This window comes from Pseudarthrobacter sp. PvP004, from assembly GCF_017876035.1.
GTDB classification, from domain to species: Bacteria; Actinomycetota; Actinomycetes; order Actinomycetales; family Micrococcaceae; genus Arthrobacter; species Arthrobacter aurescens_A.
This window is the reverse complement of record NZ_JAGINL010000001.1, coordinates 812,265-834,351: the sequence shown is the minus strand read 5'-3', so window position 1 is coordinate 834,351 and position 22,087 is coordinate 812,265. Positions and strand designations below refer to the sequence as shown.

21 protein-coding genes are annotated in these 22,087 nt (G+C 60.9%); all 21 read right to left on the bottom strand.

Annotated features, from left to right (window positions below):
* Window positions 1-96: 96 nt before the first annotated feature.
* Window positions 97-2,613, bottom strand: a complete 2,517-nt coding sequence (locus J3A64_RS03765) for a bifunctional lysylphosphatidylglycerol flippase/synthetase MprF (RefSeq protein ID WP_210063656.1) — start codon at window positions 2,611-2,613, stop codon at window positions 97-99.
* On the bottom strand, window positions 2,595-3,893 hold the full coding sequence (locus J3A64_RS03760; protein WP_210063655.1) for an alpha/beta hydrolase family protein: 1,299 nt from the start codon (window positions 3,891-3,893) through the stop codon (window positions 2,595-2,597). The genes J3A64_RS03765 and J3A64_RS03760 overlap by 19 nt, the downstream gene beginning before the upstream one ends.
* 5 nt (window positions 3,894-3,898) lie before the next feature.
* On the bottom strand, window positions 3,899-4,330 hold the full coding sequence (locus tag J3A64_RS03755; RefSeq protein ID WP_014922171.1) for a DUF2550 domain-containing protein: 432 nt from the start codon (window positions 4,328-4,330) through the stop codon (window positions 3,899-3,901).
* A 10-nt stretch (window positions 4,331-4,340) separates the two neighbouring features.
* Window positions 4,341-4,625 (bottom strand): F0F1 ATP synthase subunit epsilon, encoded by a 285-nt coding sequence (locus tag J3A64_RS03750; RefSeq protein WP_014922172.1) that lies wholly within the window; start codon window positions 4,623-4,625, stop codon window positions 4,341-4,343.
* Window position 4,626: 1 nt separating this feature from the next.
* Complete coding sequence (gene atpD / locus J3A64_RS03745; RefSeq protein WP_014922173.1) at window positions 4,627-6,078, bottom strand: F0F1 ATP synthase subunit beta; 1,452 nt, start codon at window positions 6,076-6,078, stop codon at window positions 4,627-4,629.
* Window positions 6,079-6,162: 84 nt separating this feature from the next.
* A complete protein-coding gene (locus tag J3A64_RS03740) occupies window positions 6,163-7,053 on the bottom strand; it encodes a F0F1 ATP synthase subunit gamma (protein WP_011775258.1) in 891 nt (296 codons plus the stop codon).
* A gap of 76 nt (window positions 7,054-7,129) precedes the next feature.
* Window positions 7,130-8,767: a F0F1 ATP synthase subunit alpha gene (gene atpA, locus J3A64_RS03735; protein WP_011775259.1), complete on the bottom strand. Its 1,638-nt coding sequence runs from the start codon at window positions 8,765-8,767 to the stop codon at window positions 7,130-7,132.
* Window positions 8,768-8,852: 85 nt separating this feature from the next.
* Window positions 8,853-9,680 (bottom strand): F0F1 ATP synthase subunit delta, encoded by an 828-nt coding sequence (locus tag J3A64_RS03730; RefSeq protein ID WP_014922175.1) that lies wholly within the window; start codon window positions 9,678-9,680, stop codon window positions 8,853-8,855.
* Entirely contained in the window at window positions 9,680-10,237 is a 558-nt protein-coding gene (locus J3A64_RS03725; RefSeq protein ID WP_011775260.1) for a F0F1 ATP synthase subunit B, read from the bottom strand. The genes J3A64_RS03730 and J3A64_RS03725 overlap by 1 nt, the downstream gene beginning before the upstream one ends.
* A 50-nt stretch (window positions 10,238-10,287) precedes the next feature.
* Window positions 10,288-10,506, bottom strand: coding sequence for an ATP synthase F0 subunit C (gene atpE / locus J3A64_RS03720; RefSeq protein WP_011775261.1), 219 nt, complete (start codon window positions 10,504-10,506; stop codon window positions 10,288-10,290).
* A gap of 79 nt (window positions 10,507-10,585) precedes the next feature.
* On the bottom strand, window positions 10,586-11,386 hold the full coding sequence (gene atpB, locus J3A64_RS03715) for a F0F1 ATP synthase subunit A (RefSeq protein ID WP_011775262.1): 801 nt from the start codon (window positions 11,384-11,386) through the stop codon (window positions 10,586-10,588).
* An 81-nt stretch (window positions 11,387-11,467) separates the two neighbouring features.
* Window positions 11,468-11,803, bottom strand: coding sequence for a hypothetical protein (locus tag J3A64_RS03710; protein WP_210063654.1), 336 nt, complete (start codon window positions 11,801-11,803; stop codon window positions 11,468-11,470).
* Window positions 11,790-12,281, bottom strand: a complete 492-nt coding sequence (locus J3A64_RS03705) for a hypothetical protein (protein WP_011775263.1) — start codon at window positions 12,279-12,281, stop codon at window positions 11,790-11,792. Before J3A64_RS03705 ends, J3A64_RS03710 begins: the two co-directional genes overlap by 14 nt.
* 119 nt (window positions 12,282-12,400) lie before the next feature.
* On the bottom strand, window positions 12,401-13,513 hold the full coding sequence (locus J3A64_RS03700; RefSeq protein ID WP_187329886.1) for an MraY family glycosyltransferase: 1,113 nt from the start codon (window positions 13,511-13,513) through the stop codon (window positions 12,401-12,403).
* A gap of 275 nt (window positions 13,514-13,788) precedes the next feature.
* The gene (locus J3A64_RS03695; protein WP_014922178.1) at window positions 13,789-14,745 is read right to left on the bottom strand and encodes a glycosyltransferase; all 957 of its coding nucleotides are present in this window, start codon (window positions 14,743-14,745) and stop codon (window positions 13,789-13,791) included.
* Window positions 14,746-15,531 (bottom strand): WecB/TagA/CpsF family glycosyltransferase, encoded by a 786-nt coding sequence (locus J3A64_RS03690; protein WP_011775266.1) that lies wholly within the window; start codon window positions 15,529-15,531, stop codon window positions 14,746-14,748.
* A complete protein-coding gene (locus J3A64_RS03685; RefSeq protein WP_210063653.1) occupies window positions 15,528-16,442 on the bottom strand; it encodes an L-threonylcarbamoyladenylate synthase in 915 nt (304 codons plus the stop codon). Before J3A64_RS03685 ends, J3A64_RS03690 begins: the two co-directional genes overlap by 4 nt.
* Window positions 16,443-16,454: 12 nt before the next feature.
* Window positions 16,455-17,327, bottom strand: coding sequence for a peptide chain release factor N(5)-glutamine methyltransferase (prmC, locus tag J3A64_RS03680; RefSeq protein ID WP_210063652.1), 873 nt, complete (start codon window positions 17,325-17,327; stop codon window positions 16,455-16,457).
* 36 nt (window positions 17,328-17,363) lie between these two features.
* Window positions 17,364-18,437 (bottom strand): peptide chain release factor 1, encoded by a 1,074-nt coding sequence (gene prfA / locus J3A64_RS03675; protein ID WP_014922181.1) that lies wholly within the window; start codon window positions 18,435-18,437, stop codon window positions 17,364-17,366.
* A 253-nt stretch (window positions 18,438-18,690) separates the two neighbouring features.
* Window positions 18,691-20,808, bottom strand: a complete 2,118-nt coding sequence (rho, locus tag J3A64_RS03670; protein WP_210063651.1) for a transcription termination factor Rho — start codon at window positions 20,806-20,808, stop codon at window positions 18,691-18,693.
* 304 nt (window positions 20,809-21,112) lie between these two features.
* Window positions 21,113-22,087: a homoserine kinase gene (thrB, locus tag J3A64_RS03665; protein WP_011775272.1), complete on the bottom strand. Its 975-nt coding sequence runs from the start codon at window positions 22,085-22,087 to the stop codon at window positions 21,113-21,115.

Below are 22,087 nucleotides of genomic sequence, written 5' to 3'. Positions count from 1 at the left end.
CATCAGGAATGCAAGCCGGAATATGAGCTTGTCAACAAGGCTTGTTACTAAGTTTGAAGAAATACCAAAAGGGTCCTCCAAATAGGTGTTGACAATTCAACCAACCAAGCTCCGGAGCAGCCGCGCGGAATGCCGGACTGACAATCCCGGAAGGTAAGCCCTGCTGAGCGCCCGTCCTATTGCAGGAAGATGCAGCGGGTCCTGATAATACATGTACAGCGTTCTGTACTCGGGCTGGAATCTCGACTTAAAAGAAGCCAACGACCTGAATCCGTAAACAGGTTCCAAGGCCTGCCCAACCACCTCCAGTATTCCGGCCAGGCCTTTAGCCCGCTGCTCGATTTCGCTCTCTTCCCGGGCCAAGGGCGAACCGGACAAAGAAATCAGCTCCACGGAATCCCGCAGATGCAATACGGCGGAAGCGATCAGGAACTCCATGACTCCCGGGAAGGCATCGCCTCGCCGCCGCATGAAGTCCAACGTCCAACTGACAACCGCGCCATCCTCATAGACAGGAAGCCAACTGGTCACACCGTAGACAAAGCCCGTGTCATCCACAGCAACGCAGCACAGGACGTCGTCGTCATCCAACTCGTCCAAGCCGCCCATGGTGAAGCCCATTTCCGGGATCTTTTTCTGCGCTGCCCACTCCTCTGAGACCTCACTCACCTGGGCACGCACCCCATGCGGAAGGTCAGAGTACCGACCCCAGCTTGCCGTGATCCCCATTTTCGCGGCACGGTTGAGAGATGTTCTGACGTTCTGCCACTCTTTGCCCCTGAACTCCAGGCCCCTTATCCGCAGCCGTGTCTCTTGGGCAACCGAGACGCGGCGGAATCCACGTGATTGCAGCATAGGCCAGAGCTTGTCCGTGCAGGAGTAGAGGCATGGTGTCAGCGCATGCTGTGAGCAGTACTCCAGGAAGCCTTTCGCGGTGGTCGAATGGTGCTGCCGTGGTCCGAAGGGACCCGCCAACGTCAACGCCACGTGGCTGTGCTGCTGGTAGGCCACTCCCCCGGTGCCGTCGGGAGCGAACCAGTACTTATTCGGCTCCCAGAGAGCCATCCATGACAAGGAATCTCCGCCGCGCTTCACCAGGGCACGGGCCCTTTGGCGCGCCTGAAGGTCAAGTCCCCCGGTGTGATGCCCGCGGATCAGAAGCATCCACACACCAAGCAACGCGACGAGCCAAAACACCGTCCCCGAGTAAGAAAAGAGGAAGACTTCCACTACGTCACGCTCGGCGAAAACCTTCCGGTAGACACCAGGAAGCGGAACCGGGAGATACTGTCTGGCGAGCTCAGCCGCCAAACCCAGCATTCCGCCGTCGCGAACCAAGCCGCCCGATGCCAACCACACCACGGTGTAAGCCAGGCTAAGCCCTCCCCCGGTGAGGCCAACCAGCCAGAACACTTTCCGGCGGAGGTGATCCGAAGTCACCACCCGGAAATGGCCCCGGTACGCGAAAAGGAGAAGTGCCAAGGCCAAGGGGACCAGCACAAGCGGAATGATGTGAACCACAGCAGAGTTGAGCATTCCCACATGGGGGCGGCCCACCGGTCGCGGCATACCGGCGAAGAGGCCAAGGTAGATCGTGGACAAGACGACTACCACCAACTGCACGCCGATGGCAATCCCCAACGCCAGCCGGCGTCCCCGCCTCATGCCGTCGGCACAAATCAGGAGCAAGACCACCGGCACCACCGCCAGAGCCAAGCCGAACGGACCTGTGTACCCCTGGCGGGCAATCTCAAGGCAAGCGACATCGATGGTGCCCCCGCAGTTGCTTTCCAGCTGGCTCAGGGTAGGTAGGGGGTTGAGGATGACGTCCCGCAACAGAGCCAAAGGCCCGGATGGACTTTTGGCTGCAGCGGTCACGATAGGACCCACAGCGAAGATTGCCATGGTCAGTGAGAGGAGGTTCCTGACCTCACGGCTGGTTGACCGGTGAAGGTGGAGATGACCTTGGCTGCTTTGCATCCACCACCCGGTGAGCAAGCCGATCAGCGCGCCCAGGAAGCCGACCACCGTCTCTGCGTGTCCTACATAGAGCACCAGCAGCACGGAGATGGAGAGCACCACAGTGCGCAGGCGCCGCTGCCACAAAGTGGGCAGGAGGGCGCTGGCGGCCAAAGCGGTGGCCAGAACTGCGCCGTAGGGTCCAATCAGGCGGATATCAGCCATCCCGGAGAGCCACCCGTCATCGGCGTACTGCGCCACTTGGGTCACAAGGAAGAACGCCGAGATGCAAGCGAACTGGCTGCCGAAGAACACCCCCGCGGTCTTTAGCGAGCCCAGGTGTCGCTCTGCCGGGCCAAGGAGAAACACGATCATGAGAACGGCCGTGACATAAGCCAACGGATTGGTGGTGAAGAACAACGATGTCCAAATAGACCACCAATCCCCCGACCGCAGACCCTCCAGCGACACACTTGCCACCGGAAGCCAAGGCTCAGGTGGCCCCGTCAGGAAGCTCGCGGATACCAACGAGAGGCTCACAAAAAGGGCAAGAACCAGCAGAGTGAACGGTGTGGACCGCAGATGCCGGCCCGCCTGCCCCATAGCTGGCTCGATCACACCCTTCAGGGCAAGGCTCACCGCGGCAACCCCCATCGGGCAGCCAGGAAATCGAGTCCACCAGGCATTCCACGTATCACTGCGTCCCAGGAGTGCCCGGCATGGGGAATGGCATGTTCTTCGGTTTCAAAACCGGCATTTCTTGCCGCGTCAGCAAGCTCATGCATGTAGTCGGTGAACTCGCGGTCAGCTTCACCCGAGACCAGATACACCCCGCTGCCGGCAAAGTTGCGCTGCTCCATCAGCACCAAGGGAGTCCTGGATTCGAAAGCTTCAACATCGCCGTCGAATGAGTCCGAAATGGTCTTGTTTCTATCCTTGGCGAGAGCGGGTTCCCGCTCGGCGGCGAAAGGCAGGATGGACGCGTACACATCCGGGTGTGAGGTTCCCATCTGCATGGCGCAAGTGCCGCCAAAGGAGAAACCGCCAACTGCCCACTGCTTGTGATCCTTGGAGACATTCAACGTCTCACTGATCCACGCCGGCACATCCTGTGAAAGATAGGTGTCCACGGAGGCGATGTTGCTGTCCATGCACATAGTGTTGGCGTTGGCTGAGCCGTTGGGGTCCACCACCACGGTGACAGGGGCGATCCCCTGGTGTGCTTCGGCGAACTTGTCCAGGAGCGTGCGGAGCTGGCCACCAGACAGCCAGTCCGCAGGACCGCCCGGCTGCCCAGCGAAGAGTACAAGCACAGGAAGGCTTGGACGAGGCACCGTCTGATAGGCCGGCGGCAAGTAGATATAGGCCTCCCGAGCAGTAAACCCGGAAGCAGTACCGGGAATCCCGGCTTTGCGCATGATGCCGTTGCGGGGCATGGAATCCGGAGCTTTCCATGCGGAAAGAGCAGGGCCGGGCTTCGCGTCCGCAGCGCGCTTAAGGCTTGCTTCGAGAGGCTGTATGCGCGCTACCGCCGTACCCAATAAGTCCGAGACGGTGTTGTTCAGTCCAAAATAGAGATTTATCTGAACCACGCAGAGGAGCACAACGCCAAGCACTGCGGCCACACTGAGCGAGCGGCCGCGCCAGGAACTTTGGGGGAAGCGCGCGGCGCACAGGAGCACAGCCGCGACAGCCGGAACCGCCCAGGCCAGAGTCTCAAAAGGCAGATTCTCAGAAAACGTGGCGGTAAGGTCCACAAGGACCCAATGAATCAGCGCCACAGCGCCTATGGAGACCACCAGGCTGGCCAGGACGAGCAGCAACCAGGAACGTCGTCGACGCCAGAGAAGGTAGGCCCCTCCGGCCGCACCAAAGGCGATGCTGAACCAGAGGAACGGCCCATCCACCAGACTCACGTCCGAAAGAAAGTCCATGGCGCCTAACGCCAGGTTCCGACGCCGATGACCGGCCCGGCCTCGAGCCAGGAGGACAAACCAGCGTAGGCGTCGAAATTCATGGCGAGCATGAACTCTTTACCTTCGTACTGCAGTTCCACCACTACGACGCCGGGCTGTATCCTGACGAGTTCATCTTCCGTGGGCTGGCGGCGGCCAAGCAGTTCAAGCGAGCTGCGCTTGAACTTGTGCTTAGGGATGACGCTGAGGGACATCAGGCGGAACCACTCGAGCTCGTTGTCCTGATAACGACAAACCCCCATCTGCCAGCTGTTTCCAGCCATGCAAATGGAGGCGTCGACCGTGCCCAGGGCGCGCCGCAGATTGAAGCGGCGCACCCCGAAAAGGCACAGTGAAATGATCAGCAACGTAAACGCTGTTGCCAGGGCGATGAACGGAATGAGGGAATCGTCCATCAAGGTCGTGCTATCGGATCCCCGCTGTAGCCGCTTCGCCCAATTTGGCGTTGTCAGCAACAATCACCACGCGGTCGTTGTCCACGGAGAAGAATCCACCGTCAACAACCACCGCAATGCGATCACCGGAAACCGGCTGGATTGCCAGCTCGCCCGCGGCCATGATGGCCAGAAGGGGCGAGTGGCCCGGCAGGATTCCGATTTCACCATCGCTGGTGCGGGCCTTCACCATCTTGGCCGCACCGGACCACACGAAGTGGTCCGCTGCGACAATCTCAACCTCGAGCTCAGCCATACTACTTGGTCTGTTCCTGGATCTTGGCCCAGTTGCGCTCGACGTCATCCAGGCCGCCGACGTTGAAGAACGCCTGCTCTGCGATGTGGTCAAGCTCGCCGTCGCAGATGGCAGTGAAGCCTTCAACGGTGTCCTTGATGGACACGGTGGAGCCCTCGACGCCGGTGAACTGCTTGGCGGTGTAGGTGTTCTGCGAGAGGAACTGCTGGATACGACGTGCACGCGACACGACGATCTTGTCCTCTTCAGACAGTTCGTCAACACCGAGGATGGCGATGATGTCCTGGAGTTCCTTGTTCTTCTGCAAGATCTGCTTGACACGGACTGCCGTGTTGTAGTGATCCTTGCCGATGTACTGGGGATCCAGAATACGGGAGGTGGACGTCAGCGGGTCAACGGCCGGGTACAGACCACGGGATGCGATTTCACGGGAAAGTTCCGTGGTCGCGTCGAGGTGTGCGAAGGTCGTTGCCGGAGCCGGGTCGGTGTAGTCATCAGCCGGCACATAGATAGCCTGCATCGACGTGATGGAGTGACCCTTGGTGGACGTGATGCGCTCCTGGAGCAGACCCATCTCGTCAGCAAGGTTCGGCTGGTAGCCCACAGCAGACGGCATACGGCCGAGCAGAGTGGAAACTTCCGAACCTGCCTGCGTGAAGCGGAAGATGTTGTCAATGAAGAGCAACACGTCCTGGTTCTGGACATCGCGGAAGTACTCCGCCATGGTCAGGGCAGACAGGGCCACGCGCAGACGCGTTCCCGGCGGCTCATCCATCTGGCCGAATACAAGGGCGGTGTCCTTGAGAACGCCTGCCTCTTCCATTTCAACCCAGAGGTCGTTACCTTCACGGGTACGCTCGCCAACACCGGCGAATACCGAAGTACCACCGAAGTTGCGGGCAACACGAGTGATCATTTCCTGGATCAGAACGGTCTTGCCAACGCCGGCGCCGCCGAACAGGCCGATCTTTCCACCCTTGATGTACGGGGTGAGAAGGTCGATGACCTTGATGCCGGTCTCGAGCATCTCCGTAGAGCCCTCGAGGGAAGCGAAGGACGGAGCCTTGCGGTGGATCGGCCAGTAGGCGTCTGCCTTGATCTCCGACTCTTCGACGTCCAGCGGCTTGCCGAGAACGTTGAAGATGTGGCCCTTGACGCCGTCGCCAACGGGCACGGAGATGGGAGCACCGGAATCCTGCACGGTGGTACCGCGGACGAGGCCGTCGGTTGCCTGCAGGGAGATGGCGCGAACGAGGTTGTCACCCAGGTGCTGTGACGTCTCGAACGTGATGGTCTTCGTCTGGCCGTTGAGAGTGATCTCAGTGGTCAGAGCGTTGTAAATCGAGGGGATTGCGTCAGCCGGGAATTCGACGTCGACAACCGGACCAATAACACGGGCAATGCGGCCGGTGGCACCGGCCGTAGCTACGTGTTCGGTAGCAGTGGCAGTCATCTCTCTCACTTCACTCAGTAGATGGCGTGGGGTTAAGTTTATCTGTTTGGTGCAGGTGCGGCTTCGAGCCGAATCCGTTGCTGGCTAGGACGCGAGGGCGTCTGCGCCGGCCACGATTTCGGAAAGCTCCTGCGTAATCTCGGCCTGGCGGGCCGTGTTGCGAAGGCGCGTGTACTTCTTGATCAAATCCGTAGCGTTGTCACCGGCCGACTTCATAGCGCGCTGGCGGGCTGCGAGCTCGGAAGCTGCGGCCTGCAGCATGGCTGCGAAGATGCGGGACTCGATGTAACGCGGAAGCAGTGCGTCAAGCACCTGCTCTGTTTCCGGTTCAAACTCGTACAACGGCAACAGCTCGGATTCCGAGGCTGCTTCCTCTTCGACGACCTCCAGCGGGAGCAAACGGATGACCGTAGGCTCCTGCGTCACCATGGACTTGAAGCGGGTGTACACAACGTGGATCTCGTCCACGCCGCCCTCTTCGAAGTCAGTGGAGAAGTCTTCAAGAAGTGCAGCTCCGACTTCCTGCGCGGTTTCGAATTCCGGTGCGTCCGTGCCACCAGTCCATACGCGGGCGTAGGACCGGTTGCGGAAATCGAAGTACGCCTGCGCCTTGCGGCCAACCAGGTACGCCTTGACTTCCTTGCCTTCTGCGTGAAGAAGCTCGGTGAGACCTTCAGCCTGCTTGAGCACGCTCGCGGAGTAGGATCCTGCAAGGCCGCGGTCCGATGTAATGATCAGGACTGCGGCGCGGCGGATCTGCTCCGGCTCGGTGGTCAGCGGGTGGTCGATTTCGCTCTGAGTTGCGACAGCAGAAACGGCGCGGGTAATCGCGTTCGCGTAAGGCAGTGAAGCTGCTACGCGGGCGCGGGCCTTACCGATGCGCGAGGTAGCGATCAGTTCCATCGCCTTGAAGATCTTGCGCATCGACGTCGTCGAGCTGATCTTCTGACGGTAGACCCGAATCTGGGCTCCCATACTTATCCTTTCCTAAGTTCCCGATGTGCTGCCCTGCCGGGGCCCTTGCGGACCCCGGCAGAGCAGGTTATCGAAACTAGCGCTTCTGCTTGACGATCTTTTCCTGGTCGACGTCGCCGCCGGAGATCGCTGCGTGCTCTTCGTGGCCAGCGCCAACCAAGTGGTTGTCGCCTTCGCCGAAGAAGCCCTTCTTGAAGGAAACAATTGCTTCCTTCAAGGCTGCAGCGGTGTCGTCATCCAGGACGTTGGTCTGTGCCAGCGTGGTCAGGATGGAGGACTTGTGCGTGAGGTGCTCCAGGAACTCGGACTCGAAGCGGCTGATGTCCTCAACCGGAACGTCGTCCAGGTAACCGTTGGTACCGGCCCAGATGGAGACAACCTGGTTCTCAACCGGGAACGGTGAGTACTGGCCCTGCTTCAGCAGTTCCATCAGGCGTGCACCACGGGTCAGCTGCTGACGGGAAGCAGCATCCAGGTCAGAGGCGAACATAGCGAATGCCTGCATGTCGCGGTACTGAGCCAGGTCCAGCTTCAAGGTACCGGAGACCTTCTTCATGGACTTGACCTGTGCAGCGCCACCAACGCGGGACACGGACACACCAACGTCAACAGCGGGACGCTGGTTGGCGTTGAAGAGGTCCGACTGGAGGAAGATCTGGCCATCGGTAATGGAGATCACGTTGGTCGGGATGTAGGCAGAAACGTCGTTTGCCTTGGTTTCAACGATCGGCAGACCGGTCATCGAACCTGCACCGAGCTCGTCAGAGAGCTTGGCACAACGCTCCAGCAGACGGGAGTGCAAGTAGAAAACGTCACCCGGGTAGGCTTCGCGTCCCGGCGGACGACGCAGCAGCAGGGATACGGCGCGGTAGGCTTCGGCCTGCTTGGACAGGTCATCGAAGATCACCAGAACGTGCTTGCCGCCGTACATCCAGTGCTGGCCGATGGCCGAACCTGCATACGGTGCCAAGTACTTGAAGCCGGCGGGGTCAGATGCCGGGGACGCCACGATGGTGGTGTACTCCAGTGCGCCGTGATCCTCGAGTGTCTGACGAACGGCTGCGATGGTGGAAGCCTTCTGGCCAACACCGACGTAGACGCAACGTACCTGCTTGGTGACATCTCCCGAAGCCCAGTTGGCCTTCTGGTTGATGATGGTGTCCACGGCGATGGCGGTCTTGCCGGTCTGGCGGTCACCAATGATCAGCTGACGCTGGCCACGGCCGATCGGGATCATGGCGTCGATAGCCTTGAGGCCGGTCTGCATCGGTTCGTGAACCGACTTGCGTTCGGTAACGCCCGGAGCCTGAAGTTCCAGGGCACGGGTGGCTTCGGCCTTGATCTCGCCGAGGTCATCGATCGGCTGGCCCAGGGGGTCGACGACGCGACCCAGGAAGGCATCGCCAACCGGGACGGACAGGATCTCACCGGTACGGTGAACTTCCTGGCCTTCTTCAATACCGGTGAAGTCACCGAGGATAATGACACCGATCTCGCGGACGTCAAGGTTCTGGGCCAGGCCCAGCGTGCCATCTTCGAAGCGAAGCAGCTCGTTCGCCATGACCGAGGGAAGACCCTCAACACGGGCGATGCCGTCACTTGCGGTGGTCACACGACCAACCTCTACGCGCTCTGCGTTTCCGGGTTCGTAGGACGCCGCGAACTCGTTCAACGCATTACGGACGTCGTCGGCGTTGATGGTCAATTCGGCCATCTGCAGTCCCTGCTCTCCTGTTTTCGTGATCATCGTTGCTCACGATGACCGGGTTTTATATCAGTTAAGTTGTGCTTTGTCTTCGCTAGCCAGCGAGCTGGCGGCGGAGTTCGGTCAGACGGGCGATAACCGAAGCGTCGAGCACTTCGTCACCCACCTGCACGCGGATTCCACCGATCAGTGCGGGGTCAACATTGACGTTGACCTTCAGTTCGCGGCCGTACAGGGCATCCAGCCCGGCCTGCAGACGGCTGGCCTGCGTTTCCGTCAACGGACGGGTAACGCTGACAGTTGCAATCCAGCGCTGCTGACGCTTGGCTGCAAGCTTGGCGAATGAATCGACAAGCTTGCTCGGCTTGACACCGCGCGGCTGCGTAACTGCCTGGCTGATGAGAACCTTTGCTTCCTCGCTGCTGCCAGGAACAAGCTTCTCGGCCAGTGCAATCTTCGCCGCGGGAGATGCCTGCGGCTCAGACAGAGCACGTTGTACCTCGTGGCTGGAGGCGACGGCCTGATTGAAGGCAAACAGATCGTTTTCCAGCTCTTCCAGCCCTGTGATACCGGAGGCAGAAACGGCCGACTTGTTTTCAGCTACGGCAATGACAACCGTGGCAGCAAGCGTCTCGAGTGCATCGCCGATATCGCGTGCCGATGCCCAGCGCGAGCTGGCCAATCCGCCTGCAATCTCAGCAGCATCAGCGGAGACTTTTCCGCCAACCAGCTGCTTGACCAGCGCCGACTTCTCGTCACCGGAACGGGACGGGTCAGTCAGGGCGCGGCGCAAGCCAGCCGAGCTGTCCACCGTTCCCAGGATTCCGAAGAGGTCCTTAGCCAACTGCAGCGAGGCGAAGGGAAGCTTGGCTTCCAGCTGCGCCAGTGCTGTGGTCAGCGATTCGCTCGATATACCTGCCATTACTTAGCTGCACCTGCGCTCTGGGTCTCCAGATCTGCAAGGAAGCGGTCCACAACGCGTGCGGCGCGCTGGTCGTCGGTGAGTGCTTCCCCGACGATGCGGCCGGCCAGCGTAGTGGCCAAAGTGCCAACCTCGGAGCGAAGCGAGACAACAGCTGCCTGGCGCTCCGACTCGATGGCAGCGTGTGCCTGCTCAGTGATGCGCGCAGATTCTGCCGCAGCCTTTGCCTTCAGGTCCGCGAGGATCTGGGCGCCTTCGGCGCGTGCTTCTTCGCGGATGCGGTTGGCTTCGGCACGGGCATCGGTGAGCTGCTGCTTGTACTCTTCAAGAGCTGCAGAAGCTTCCGCCTGGGCCGCTTCGGCCTTTGCAATGCCACCTTCGATTGCTTCGGCGCGCTCTGCGAAGGTCTTCTCGAACATCGGGACAACAAACTTGACCACGATGTACATGAGGACCGCAAAGCCCACGAGGACTACGCCCATTTCCCAGACGTTGGGAACGAGCGGATTAGCCTCCGCAGCGCCTTCAGTGGCGGCTGAGATGATCAGCTGATTCATATTTCACCCGTCCTATCTACTCGTGCTTGGGATTCGCTTGGTTCTAAGGACTAGGAAAGAACGAAAGCGAAGACCAGGCCGAGGATGGCGAGAGCTTCAGTCAGTGCCAGACCAAGGAACGCGATCGGCTGCAGCACACGCTGAGCTTCCGGCTGACGTGCAACACCGTTGATGTACGCGGCGAACACGAGACCCACACCGATACCACCGCCGATGGCCGAGAGACCGTAGCCGATGAGGTTGAGGGAGCCGTTGATGGTGCCTTCCATTTTTTCTTCCTTTCAAGATGCCGCCCGTGCGGCAGGTTGTTTGGGTTGCTTCATCCCCGCGAGGGGAAGTTTTGGGAGCCTAGTGGCTGTCGGCGTGCAGGGCGCCTTCGATGTAGATCGCGGTCAACAGTGTGAACACGTAAGCCTGCAGGGCCATGATCAGTGCTTCGAGCATGTACATGGCCACGGCGCCTACCAGTACCAGTACCGATGCGCCCTTGAGCAGGACGTTCTCCTGCATGACAAGGAACTCGATGCCGGAACCGGCGAGCATGACGATCAAGTGGCCGGCCAGCATGGTCGCGAACAGACGGAGGCTGTGCGTGACGGGGCGGACCAGGAAGTTGGAGATGATTTCGATCGGTACCACGATCGGCAGGATGTACCACGGAACACCGGAAGGAACTGTGGCGAGCTTGAAGTACTTCAGGCCGTTCTTCTTGATACCGATGATGATCCAGGTGAAGTACACGATGCCGGCCATGACGTAGGCGCCGCCTACGTGCGAGAAGCTCGGAAGCTGGATCACCGGGATGGCGCCGTAGATGTTGTTCACCAGAATGAAGAAGAACAGGCTGAACAGCAGCGGGACGTACTTGATGAAGTCCTTGCCGCCGATGATGTCCTTGGCGATGCCGTTACGGACGAAGCCGTAGGCCATCTCGCCTGCGAACTGCAGCTTGCCGGGAACCAGCTGCTGCTTACGTGCAGCGAGGATGAAGAATGTAGCGATAATGACGACCGATAGGATCACCAGCAACATCTGCTTGGAGAAGCCATCGTGCGCACCCCAAGGCAGGATTGCCGGCAGGTGCATTTCGTCGATTCCGGGTGGGGTGAATGACCCCGAATCCTGGGCGGGGAGCGCAAGCGCGATCAACGCGTTTCCTCTCTGCTGTGTCCATCATTGGGCATTGGTTGGAATCCGGACGCGTTGGACGCATCTGCATTCCTTGTGAAATTATTTGGCATTACTGTCCCCGTCCGTGGACGGACCGCTGTCTGCGTTGCTCTCGCCAGAAGAGGAGCTTTGTCTGGTGAGGCCGTGCATATGGGAAAGATAGAACCCTCCTGCGGCTCCCAGCAGAGCGCCAAGGAGCACAATCCAGCGGGTCCCCCACAGATTATCCAGACCCCAGCCTATCAAACTCCAGACAATGATCCCGCCAATGATGTAGCTGAAGACGGCAATGCCGGCGTTGTATCCGCCGTCGTTTCCGGCTTCCGCGGATTCATTGCGGTTGGCAGCTTGCTGATCAGTCACAACCGGGCGTGAATAGCGCTTACGCGGGGACATCCGGGCCGCCTTTCTGCTCAGCAGGATCGTTGTAGATCTGCAGGCGGGCCTTGCTGAAGCCATAGATCTCGGCGGCTTGCCAGAAGACGACGGTGACCACGGCGCCGATGAGGAACCAACGGTCGTGGAGCCATTCCGGAGCGCCGAGTACAAAGAGCACAACAGCGAATCCGACCACCTTGATGAAATACGTCGCAACAAAGAGGCCGACTGCACCGGAGGGGTTGTTACGGCCAACGAAGTGGCCGATCAGGAGGCTGATCCCAAAGAAGAGCATGACCAGCACGGCACCGAACGCGGCTGAAAGCGCGCCCTGCCCGCCATTGATGAACGCTGCGATCACACAGGTGACGGCCGTGGCCGCTACTGCTGCTGCAGCGCTAAGAAGAAGCAACCGGAGCCACAACGAGGACGGCTGACCAACAGATCCAACACCACGTTTACCGGACGGGCGTCCGGTTTCGGCGTTGGATGTCATGGGGATACCAATCCTCGTGGCACAGGTGCCATATTCTCAAAGTGGGGTTACGGGCGAGTGACTGTCCGCAGAAAGAATTCTACATGAGATAGAACTGTGACCATAACCGGCCGTCACAACTACTCCCCAGGCCGCGTGGAGTTCCGGGTGAAGTAGGGCCACGCCGTTACGGCGGCCATGACCAGCGCTGCCGCTATGACCACGATGAGCACGATTTGCCATGGGAACACAGCAAAGGCGACACCGCCGAAGGCAAGAATGCACGTCCACACATAGAGCATGACGACGGCGCTGCGGTGCGAGTATCCGAGGTCCACCAACTTGTGGTGGAGGTGCCCGCGGTCAGCCGACCACGGCGATTGGCCTCTGGCTGTTCTCCGGACAACAGCCATCCCCAGGTCAAGAAGGGGAAGGGACAGTACCGCGAAAGGAAGCAAAATAGGAACGATCGTGGGGATACCGTTGGCGCGGTCGTAGAGGCCGGACCCGATCTGTCCAGTGGCCACAACACCGGCGGAAGCCATGAGCAAGCCGATAAGCATTGCCCCGGAATCTCCCATGAAGATTTTGGCGGGGAACCAATTATGCGGCAGGAACCCGATGCAACTGCCAACCAGGATGGCCATCAGGAGTGTTGCGAGATCCGAGTTGTCCGTGGATGGGTTGTTACGGTGTACCCAGTACGCGGTGAGGAAGAAGGCTCCGCCACCAATGATCGCGACTCCGGCGGCCAAACCGTCCAGTCCGTCGATGAAGTTGACGGCATTCATGGTGGTGACAATGAGGCCGGCCGTCAGCACAATCTGGACCACCTCGGACTCAAGGAAAATCGGTTCAGGGATGAAGGGCACCACAGACATCCGCACACCCCAGATAGCCACAATGAACGCTGCCGCGGCCTGGCCCAGAAGTTTGATCCACCAGCGGATGTCGAGGATATCGTCCGCGACCCCCACGGCGACGATCACTACAGCACCGGCCAGGATCCCCCAGGGGGCATCGTTGTGCCTGAAAATGTCCTTGACGAAAAAGGAATTGCTCGCGACTACCAACGCGGCGAAGAAGCCCACAAAGATGCCCAGTCCCCCAAGTTTGGAGATCAGGGCTGAGTGCATGTCACGGCTTCGGATGGGTTGGTACAAACGGAGCTTGTTTCCCACCACACGGGCACCCCATGTCCCGGCATACGCCACAACCGCAGCCGTAAGGGCCATCAGCATGTACATGATCATGCCGCGGCCCCAAAGAGCAGCCCGATGAATAACCGGGAAACCTGGATCACTGCACGCAGCCGGCGCGCACTGCCGCGAAATTGAGCGCAGCTCAGGGTGTGGAATTCTGTCTTTGGATAAATGGAACTTCTCCGTCGCCATGCCTGCACCGGCTGTGCCGAATGTTGCGGGATTTCTGTGGACTCTTGTCACGATACTAATGCCAACGGTCGTGACCACCCTGTGACGCAGCCGCCAAACCCAGCGTGTTTGGCTGAGGTTAAGCTGCGTGGCTCTTACCGAACCGGCTCTTGAACATTGCGCAACGCGTAGATGCCTTCGAGCACTTGGTCGTTGGAACGCGGGGCTTTCAGGCTGTGCCGCAGGCCCTTGAAAAACCCTGCCAACAGCACTTTGCGGTTGGGCGAGGCCGCGATGGTGCGGGTCCAGTTGCGCAGCGAAGCACCGGTGAACAGGACCTTTTCCCACGGCGCCAAGGCATTCGATCGGGTATAGACCCAGAGCTTGTTCCGCACTTCATAATAGAAGCGGGGGCCCGGATCTGCTCCCGCGTCGCCAAAGACCTTGGTGTGGTGGTTGGCCACGGAGGCGTTGGTGGTCAAGGCGGTCCCCCGGCGGGAAATCCTGGCGGTGTACTCGAGATCATCGTTCCAGATGAAGTAGTCCGCAATAGGGAGGCCATGCTGTTTGACCTCTTCAGCACGTATCAGCACCGAAACGAACGATGCAGTCCGGATTTGGGTCGCACCCAGCCGGGCAGCTGCGCTGCGCTCGTTCTCGCTTGCTCCCATCCGCGGCCGCATGCGGTTCATCGGATGGTCGCGGCCATCAGTCCACACAACACGGCTTGCGATAAAGGCCGGGGCCTTACCTGCTGCCTGTCGGTAGGACTCCGATACGTCCAATGCTTCGCGAAGGGCATCCGGCTGCGGTTCCGTGTCGTCGTCCATGATCCACACGTGGTCCGCGCGGTGGTCCAGTACGGCCCGTTCCATGCCGACAACGAACCCCCCGGCCCCGCCCACGTTCGTGTTCAAGGTAACCACATCAGTGGTCACCGTGCCTTGGTACTGCTGGAGGAACTCGGCGGTGCCGTCCGTGGAGGCGTTGTCCACGATGACGACGGCGTCCGGTACCCGGGTACCTGAAGCGATGCCTTCCAGGGTTGTCTGGAGGAGTTCACGCCGGTTATAGGTCACTACAACAGCGACCACTACAGGGTGGGACGTCATTTACTTGCCTTTGGTCTTGGATGGTTGGAAGCGGCGCCGGATCAGCAGGCCTGCCAGCTTCCAAGGTTCAACAAAAACTCTGTAGGCCACGCGGCCCGGGTGCAGGACCAGGCGCCAAGCCCATTCGAGCCCCAAGCGTCCGAGCCAGCGTGGCGCCAGCTTTTGGATGCCTGCAACTTGTTCAATGGCACCTCCTACAGCGCAGTAGAGGGCGGGCGGCAATTCCGGGAGCCTACGGTGCAGGACAGTTTCCTGAAGGGGCATCCCGAGTCCGATCAGGACCAACTGCGGTCGGAAGTCCGTCAGCCAGTCCACCACCGCGTCTTCCAGGGCGCTGTCCCACCCTTCACCCGGCATTCCGTCCACTGTTGCACCGGGGACGATAGCGCGCAGCCGGGCGACCGCCGTCGTATTGGCCGCGCGTCCCGCGCCTACTACGGCCACGCGCTCCAGACCCTCGACCTTTCCAAGCTCCGGGATCCAATCCATGGAACCCAGCCGGTAGGCCATTGTTCCCTCACCCAAGGGCTGGAGTTGACGCTTGTGGGCGAATCCCCAGAGCATCGCAACGGGAGCACCATCCAAGAGGACGATCGGACTGCCCTCATACAAAGAACGGACATCCGGGCGCGAATGAAGCAACGTGATGCTGTGAAGGTTGTGTCCAAGCACCGTGGCGGTTGTTCCGGAGGCGATGAGCCCGCCCATGGCCTCAATAAGCTCATTGACGCGCAACGGAGTGGCGTCGACGTCAAGGACGGGGACGCGTTGGCGCTCCGGAATCATTCGGGCTTGGCTTCCCTTGAGGCCTCTGGCTTCACCGTTTCCAGCGTTGAGTCCTCGACGGCGGCGGCTTCCGTTACTTCCACAGGCGCGTCATCCGCTGTTGTGGGCTTCTCTTGGGGAACGATGGCTTCCTCAGAAGGTTCATCGACAGCCGCAGTATGCTCTGCGGCGCCGGCTGCTGTGGTTCCTTCAGGCGCCGCGTCGTCCACAGCAGGCTCCTCCGCAGGAATGATGTCGGCGGCGCCCAGGGTCTCGCCAATGCCCAGTATCGACGGAACAATTTCGCGGAGCCGCTCCAGCTCAATGGCTCCTTGGCGCACTACCCGGAACGGAGTGGACGTGGCGTCAACAATGGTGGAGGGCAGGGCAGCAGTCCCCTTGATCGGACGGAAACCGCCTTCAAGGTAGACCTCAACGGACTCCGCCAGTTGGAGTCTCGCTTCCGAGGCTGTCTGTGCCGCTTCCTGGCCCGTCCGGTTGGCGGAGGAAACAGCCAAGGGACCCGTGAGCCCCAGGAGTTCCAGGGCAATCTGGTCATCAGGCATCCTCAGGGCAACGGTGCCCTTGGTGTCACCGAGGTCCCAGTCCAAGGACGGCTGTGCATGCAGGATCAGCGTCAACCCACCCGGCCAGAAGGCTTGAGCCAGTGCCCGGGCATCGGCGGGTACGTCGGTGGCAAGTCCATCCAAGGCGTTGACCCGCGGAATCAGGACCGGAGGAGGCATCTGCCGGCTGCGACCTTTGGAGGCCAGCAACATGGTCACGGCCAACGGCGAAAAGGCATCAGCAGCAATACCGTAGACAGTGTCCGTTGGCAGCACGATGCACTTCTTTTCGCTGATGGCGCGTTGGGCATGCTGAAGCCCTTCAGCCCGCTGGTCATCGGAAGTGCAGTTATAGGTTGTGGTCACAGCGCTATTCTTTCACTCATCAGGAGAGGGGCTTGCCAGGATCGCGCTGGTGGCACGTTCCTTGCCGTTCAGGTCGCAGTGCGTGGTGACGTTGTTCCAACGTCCGGTGCGTTCCAGCATCCCCGCGATCCATACTGCTTGGACCTCCGCGTGCTCCATCACGAAGAAACCACCGGGTTTGAGGAGGCGGGCCGCTGAGGCCGCCGCCGCCGTCGGAAGTACCATGCCGTCCGCTCCCCCACCGTACAGTGCCTCCGGCGGATCATGGAGGGCAACTTCAGGCTCTGTGGGGATGGCTTCGGACGGAATGTACGGCGGATTGGATACGACGACGTCGAACGTTCCGTTGTGCTCGGGAAGGGCATCCCGCAGGTCGCCTTGCACCAAGGTCACGCCCAGCGGTTCGAGGTTCTTCGCAGCCCAGGCGTGGGCAAAGGTACTGAACTCCACTGCATGGACTTCAGCGCCCGGAACCTCATGGGCAATGGATCCGGCGATGGCACCGGATCCTGTCCCGAGGTCCACCACCTTGGGCGTGGGCACTCCCGCGACGTGATCAATGACCAACTGGACCACCGATTCCGTTTCAGGACGGGGAATGAAGACACCCGGCCCCACGCGCAACTCAAGATGGCGGAAATACGCGACGCCGGTGATGTGCTGGAGGGGGACCCGTCCGGCACGCTCCTCCACCAGCTCCGCGTAGCCTTCCGGAGCGGGTGTGTCGCCGAGCAACATGGCACGCAGGCGGCCAAGGCCGACACCGAGCAGGTGTTCGGCAAGCAACTCGGCATCGACACGCGGGCTGGGCACACCGGCTTCGGCTAAGACGGCAGTAGCCTCGCGAACGGCGTCCGCGAGGCTCTGACCTTGGTAAAACGTCATGGATGAACTCTGGTGTGGTTGTTGTCCGGCAGGCAGTTATTCGCCGATGGCATCCAGGCGGGCCTGCTCGTCTGCTTCAATGGCTGACTGGATCACGGGTTCAAGATCGCCGTTCATGACGGCGTCAAGGTTGTAAGCCTTGTAGCCGGTGCGGTGGTCCGCGATACGATTTTCCGGGAAGTTGTACGTACGGATGCGCTCTGAACGGTCCATGGTGCGGATCTGTGACTTGCGCTGTTCGGAGTTGGCGGCGTCGATTTGTTCCTGCTGGTGTGCCAAGAGACGGGCACGAAGGACGCGCATACCGGCTTCGCGGTTCTGCAGCTGCGACTTTTCGTTCTGCATGGCCACCACGATGCCCGTAGGCAAGTGAGTGATGCGGACAGCGGAGTCAGTGGTGTTCACGGACTGCCCACCCGGACCGGATGAACGGTAAACATCGATCTTGAGGTCGTTCTGGTTGATCTCGAGTTCCTCAGGCTCATCAACTTCCGGGAGCACCAGGACGCCGGCAGCCGACGTGTGGATACGACCCTGCGACTCGGTTACGGGAACACGCTGGACGCGGTGAACGCCGCCTTCAAATTTCAACCGGGCAAAAACGCCCTGTGCGGGATCGTTCGAATTGCCCTTGATGGCGACGGCAACGTCCTTGTATCCACCAAGATCGGATTCGGTTGCGGAGATCATTTCGGTCTTCCAGCCCCGCGATTCGGCGTAACGCATGTACATGCGCAGAAGATCACCGGCGAACAAAGCAGCTTCGTCGCCGCCTTCGCCGCCCTTCACTTCAAGGATCACGTTGCGGGCATCGTCCGGATCACGCGGGATCAGCAGACGGCGCAGCCGCTCTTGTGCCGCGGGGATCTGTTCCTCCAACTGCACAACCTCGGCAGCGAATTCGGGATCCTCGTCAGCCATCTCTTTGGCAGCTTCCAGATCATCGTTGAGCCCGCGCCACTTGTTGTAAGCCTCCACAATGCCCTGAAGCTGAGCGGATCGCCGCCCCAACTTCCTGGCAGCAGACTGATCGGCATAAACGGCAGGATCACTCAACTGCGCCTGAATAGCAGCATGCTCATCAAGCAATCCCTGTACGGACTCAAACATTTTCAAACCTCTTTCGACTCGCAGACAAGTCTAGTTGCGACGATTGGTGACTTAACGACCAACCGCTCAAATAAGCCGGCCAGCGAAGGTGACGGCAACGCCCAAGGTGACCTGACCGCCGTCGAGTAATTTTGCCGGCCCGGGAGTGGCATCGGGCCTGTCGTAGCGTTGCTGCCGACGTACGCAGTACGTCGGCAGCAACGCGAAGGGGCGGGGCCGGCAAAATTACTCGACGGCCCCACCCCAGATAACGCTATTTGTCGTTGTCCGACTTCGCTCCGAGCGTCGTCTTCTGAACCTGCATGAGGAACTCGACGTTGCTCTGCGTCTCCCGGATCTTGTTGGTCAGCAGCTCAAGGCTCTGCTGCTGTTCGAGGCCGGAAAGGACGCGGCGCAGCTTCCACATGATCTTGACCTCTTCAGGCGAGAGCAGGTTCTCTTCGCGGCGCGTGCCGGACGCGTTGACGTCCACGGCCGGGAAGATGCGCTTGTCTGCCAGCTGGCGGGACAGGCGGAGCTCCATGTTGCCGGTGCCCTTGAACTCTTCGAAGATGACTTCGTCCATCTTGGAGCCGGTCTCGACGAGAGCGGTTGCCAGGATGGTGAGCGAGCCACCGTTCTCGATGTTGCGGGCTGCACCGAAGAATCGCTTGGGCGGGTACAGGGCTGCTGAGTCCACGCCACCGGACAGGATACGGCCGGAGGCCGGTGCTGCCAGGTTGTAGGCACGGCCCAGGCGGGTCATGGAGTCCAGAAGAACCACCACGTCCATGCCCATTTCCACGAGGCGCTTTGCGCGTTCGATGGAGAGTTCGGCAACCGTGGTGTGGTCGTCGGCGGGACGGTCAAAGGTGGAGGCAATAACCTCACCCTTGACGGTGCGCTGCATGTCCGTGACTTCTTCGGGACGTTCGTCAACCAGCACCATCATGAGGTGAACCTCAGGGTTGTTGGTGGTGATTGCGTTCGCGATGGACTGCAGGATGAGCGTCTTGCCGGCCTTCGGCGGGGAGACGATCAGGCCACGCTGGCCCTTGCCGATCGGGGCCACGAGGTCGATAACACGCGGGCCGATCTTCTTGGGGTCCGTCTCGAGGCGCAGGCGCTCGGACGGGTACAGCGGTACGAGCTTGGCGAACTCGACGCGGTCCTTGAGTTCTTCCGGCGTCTTGCCGTTGACTGACGTGACGCGGACGAGTGCATTGAACTTCTGGCGGGCCGACTGCTGGCTGCGGTCTTCACCGTCACGAGGTGCGCGAATGGCACCGACGACGGCATCGCCCTTGCGGAGGTTGTACTTCTTTACCTGCGCCAGGGAAACGTAGACGTCGTTTGCACCGGGGAGGTATCCGGATGTACGGATGAACGCGTAGTTCTCCAGGACATCGAGGATGCCTGCTACGGGAAGCAGGACGTCGTCTTCGGTAACCTCGACGTCGTCAACGTCCGGTCCCTGCGCGCGGCCACGGCGACGCTCGTTGCGATCACGGAAGCGGTCGCTGCGGGTGTTGCCGTCACGGTTGTCCTGACCTCCCCGACGGTCGCTCCGGTCGGTCTGCTCGTTGCGGTCACGACGGTTCCGGCGGTTCCTGCGGTTGCCGGTGTCGTCGCCGTCGTTGTTGTCATCACGGCGGCCGCGAGTGTTGTCGCGACGTTCGCGCTGCTGCTCGCCAGAGTCGGACTGTTCGCGCTGTTCAGTGCGGTCGGCACGCTGCTCACGCTGCTCGGTGCGATCGGCACGCTGCTCCGCACGGTCAGTACGTTGCTCAGTGCGGTCAGCGCGCTGCTCGGCGGCAGGTGCTTCGGCTGCTTCAGCAGGCGCTGCGGCAGCTTCGCCACGGCGTCGGTTACGGGTGCGCGGCTGACGACGCTCTGTAGCGGCCTCGCCGGTCTCAACGGCGGCCGGAGCTTCAGCAACCGGTGCGGTTGCGGACTCGGCAGGTGCTGCAGCGGCTTCAGCAGCTGCTACCACTCCATCACTGGTGGCGCGGCGGCTGCGGCCACGACCGCGACCACGAGGCGCTTCCTGGGCCGGGGCCTCGGCAGCTGCTTCTGCAGGTGCGCTGCTTTCCGCTGCAACCTTGGGCTCTGCGGTCCGGGCTTCCTTGGCCGCAGTTGCCTTTGCCGTCGCGGTGGCCTTGGCGGGCGCCTTGGCGGTTGAGGTTCCGGCGCGATGTGCCGAAATGGCCGTTACCAAGTCCCCCTTGCGCATACGGGATCCCCCGGAGATGCCCAGCTGACTCGCGAGAGCCTGAAGCTGGGCGAGCTTAAGGCCTGCAAGGCCGCTGCTCTTGGTGGTTGCTGCAGTTGACGAATCAGCAGCAGAAGATGTTGTGTCCACAGCTGAAGCCAGCTCAGTGGTTTCTGTCACGAAGGATCCTTCCCCCTCGACGGCGTCCAGAGCGAGAGCTGGACGCGATGATTTGTTCTGGGCTGCAGTTCAGATCTGCAGCCGGTGATTTGGGCCGTGCCTGATGGATTATGGCCAACAGGGCCGGATACTGATCGTCATCACTGGATCCAGTTGCCCGGACAGCCGGCGTAGCGTTCAGGGAACAGAGAGATTTCTGCGGCCCTGAGACAGGCCGGAAAGAGACGACACCACCAACGTTGGCACAGTTGACGAAAGGTACGGCAAAACACCGAGATCCAAAATCAGGGAACTGCCCGCGGCTTTACCGGCGGTGCACTTCCACTCTAGCACCTTGATCGTCTACAGCCAGCGTCATCACACGCCAACCGACGTCGGGTGTGTTGACCGCCGTGAATGTCTCGATGAATTCTGCAATTGTGGCGGCTTCGTCAGCGCCATTGGCCAGCACCATCACGGTGGGACCGGCGCCTGAGACAACCGCTGCATGCCCCGCAGTCCGGAGGGCCGCGATGAGATCGGCGCTGGGGCGCATGGCCTGAGCGCGGTAGCTCTGGTGGAGGTAGTCCTCTGTGCCTGGCAACAGCAACGTGGGATCAGCAGTGAGCGCGTGAATCAACAGGGCTGCACGTCCGGAATTCATTGCTGCCGCGTGATGCCCCACTGATGCCGGGAGCAGCCCGCGCGCAGTTTCCGTGGAAAGCTCGTAATCGGGGATTGCCACCACGGGAATGACCGCCGCTGCGACCTCAGCGTGTGTGCTGCTGTACTGCTCGCTGTCCTGCCATGACAGCGCCAGTCCGCCGAATATGGCGGGTGCGACGTTGTCCGGATGGCCTTCCATCTCGCTGGTCAACTGCAGGATCCAATCGCGGTCCTGCCGGGATGCTGCCGGGACCAGTGCGTTTGCCGCAGTGACGGCGGCAACCACTGCCGAGGCTGAAGACCCGAGTCCCCGGCCGTGCGGGTTGACGTTGTCCGCTGTGATTTTGAGGCCGGAGTGCCGGAAGCCAAGCCGATCCAAGGCGAGGTCAATGGCACGAACCACGAGGTGGCTGGCGTCACGCGGGAGGGAGTCAGCACCCTCGCCGGAGAGCTCGAACTCGAGCTCCCCGGTGCTGAGGGTCTCCACCGTCAAGGTGTCGTAGATGGACAGGGCCAAGCCGAGGCTGTCGTAGCCGGGGCCCAGGTTGGCACTCGTACCGGGGACCTTGACGGTCAGCCGCTGGCCTGCCGCGACGAGTGCACGATCGGTCGCGGTGGGCTGCGTTGATTCCAC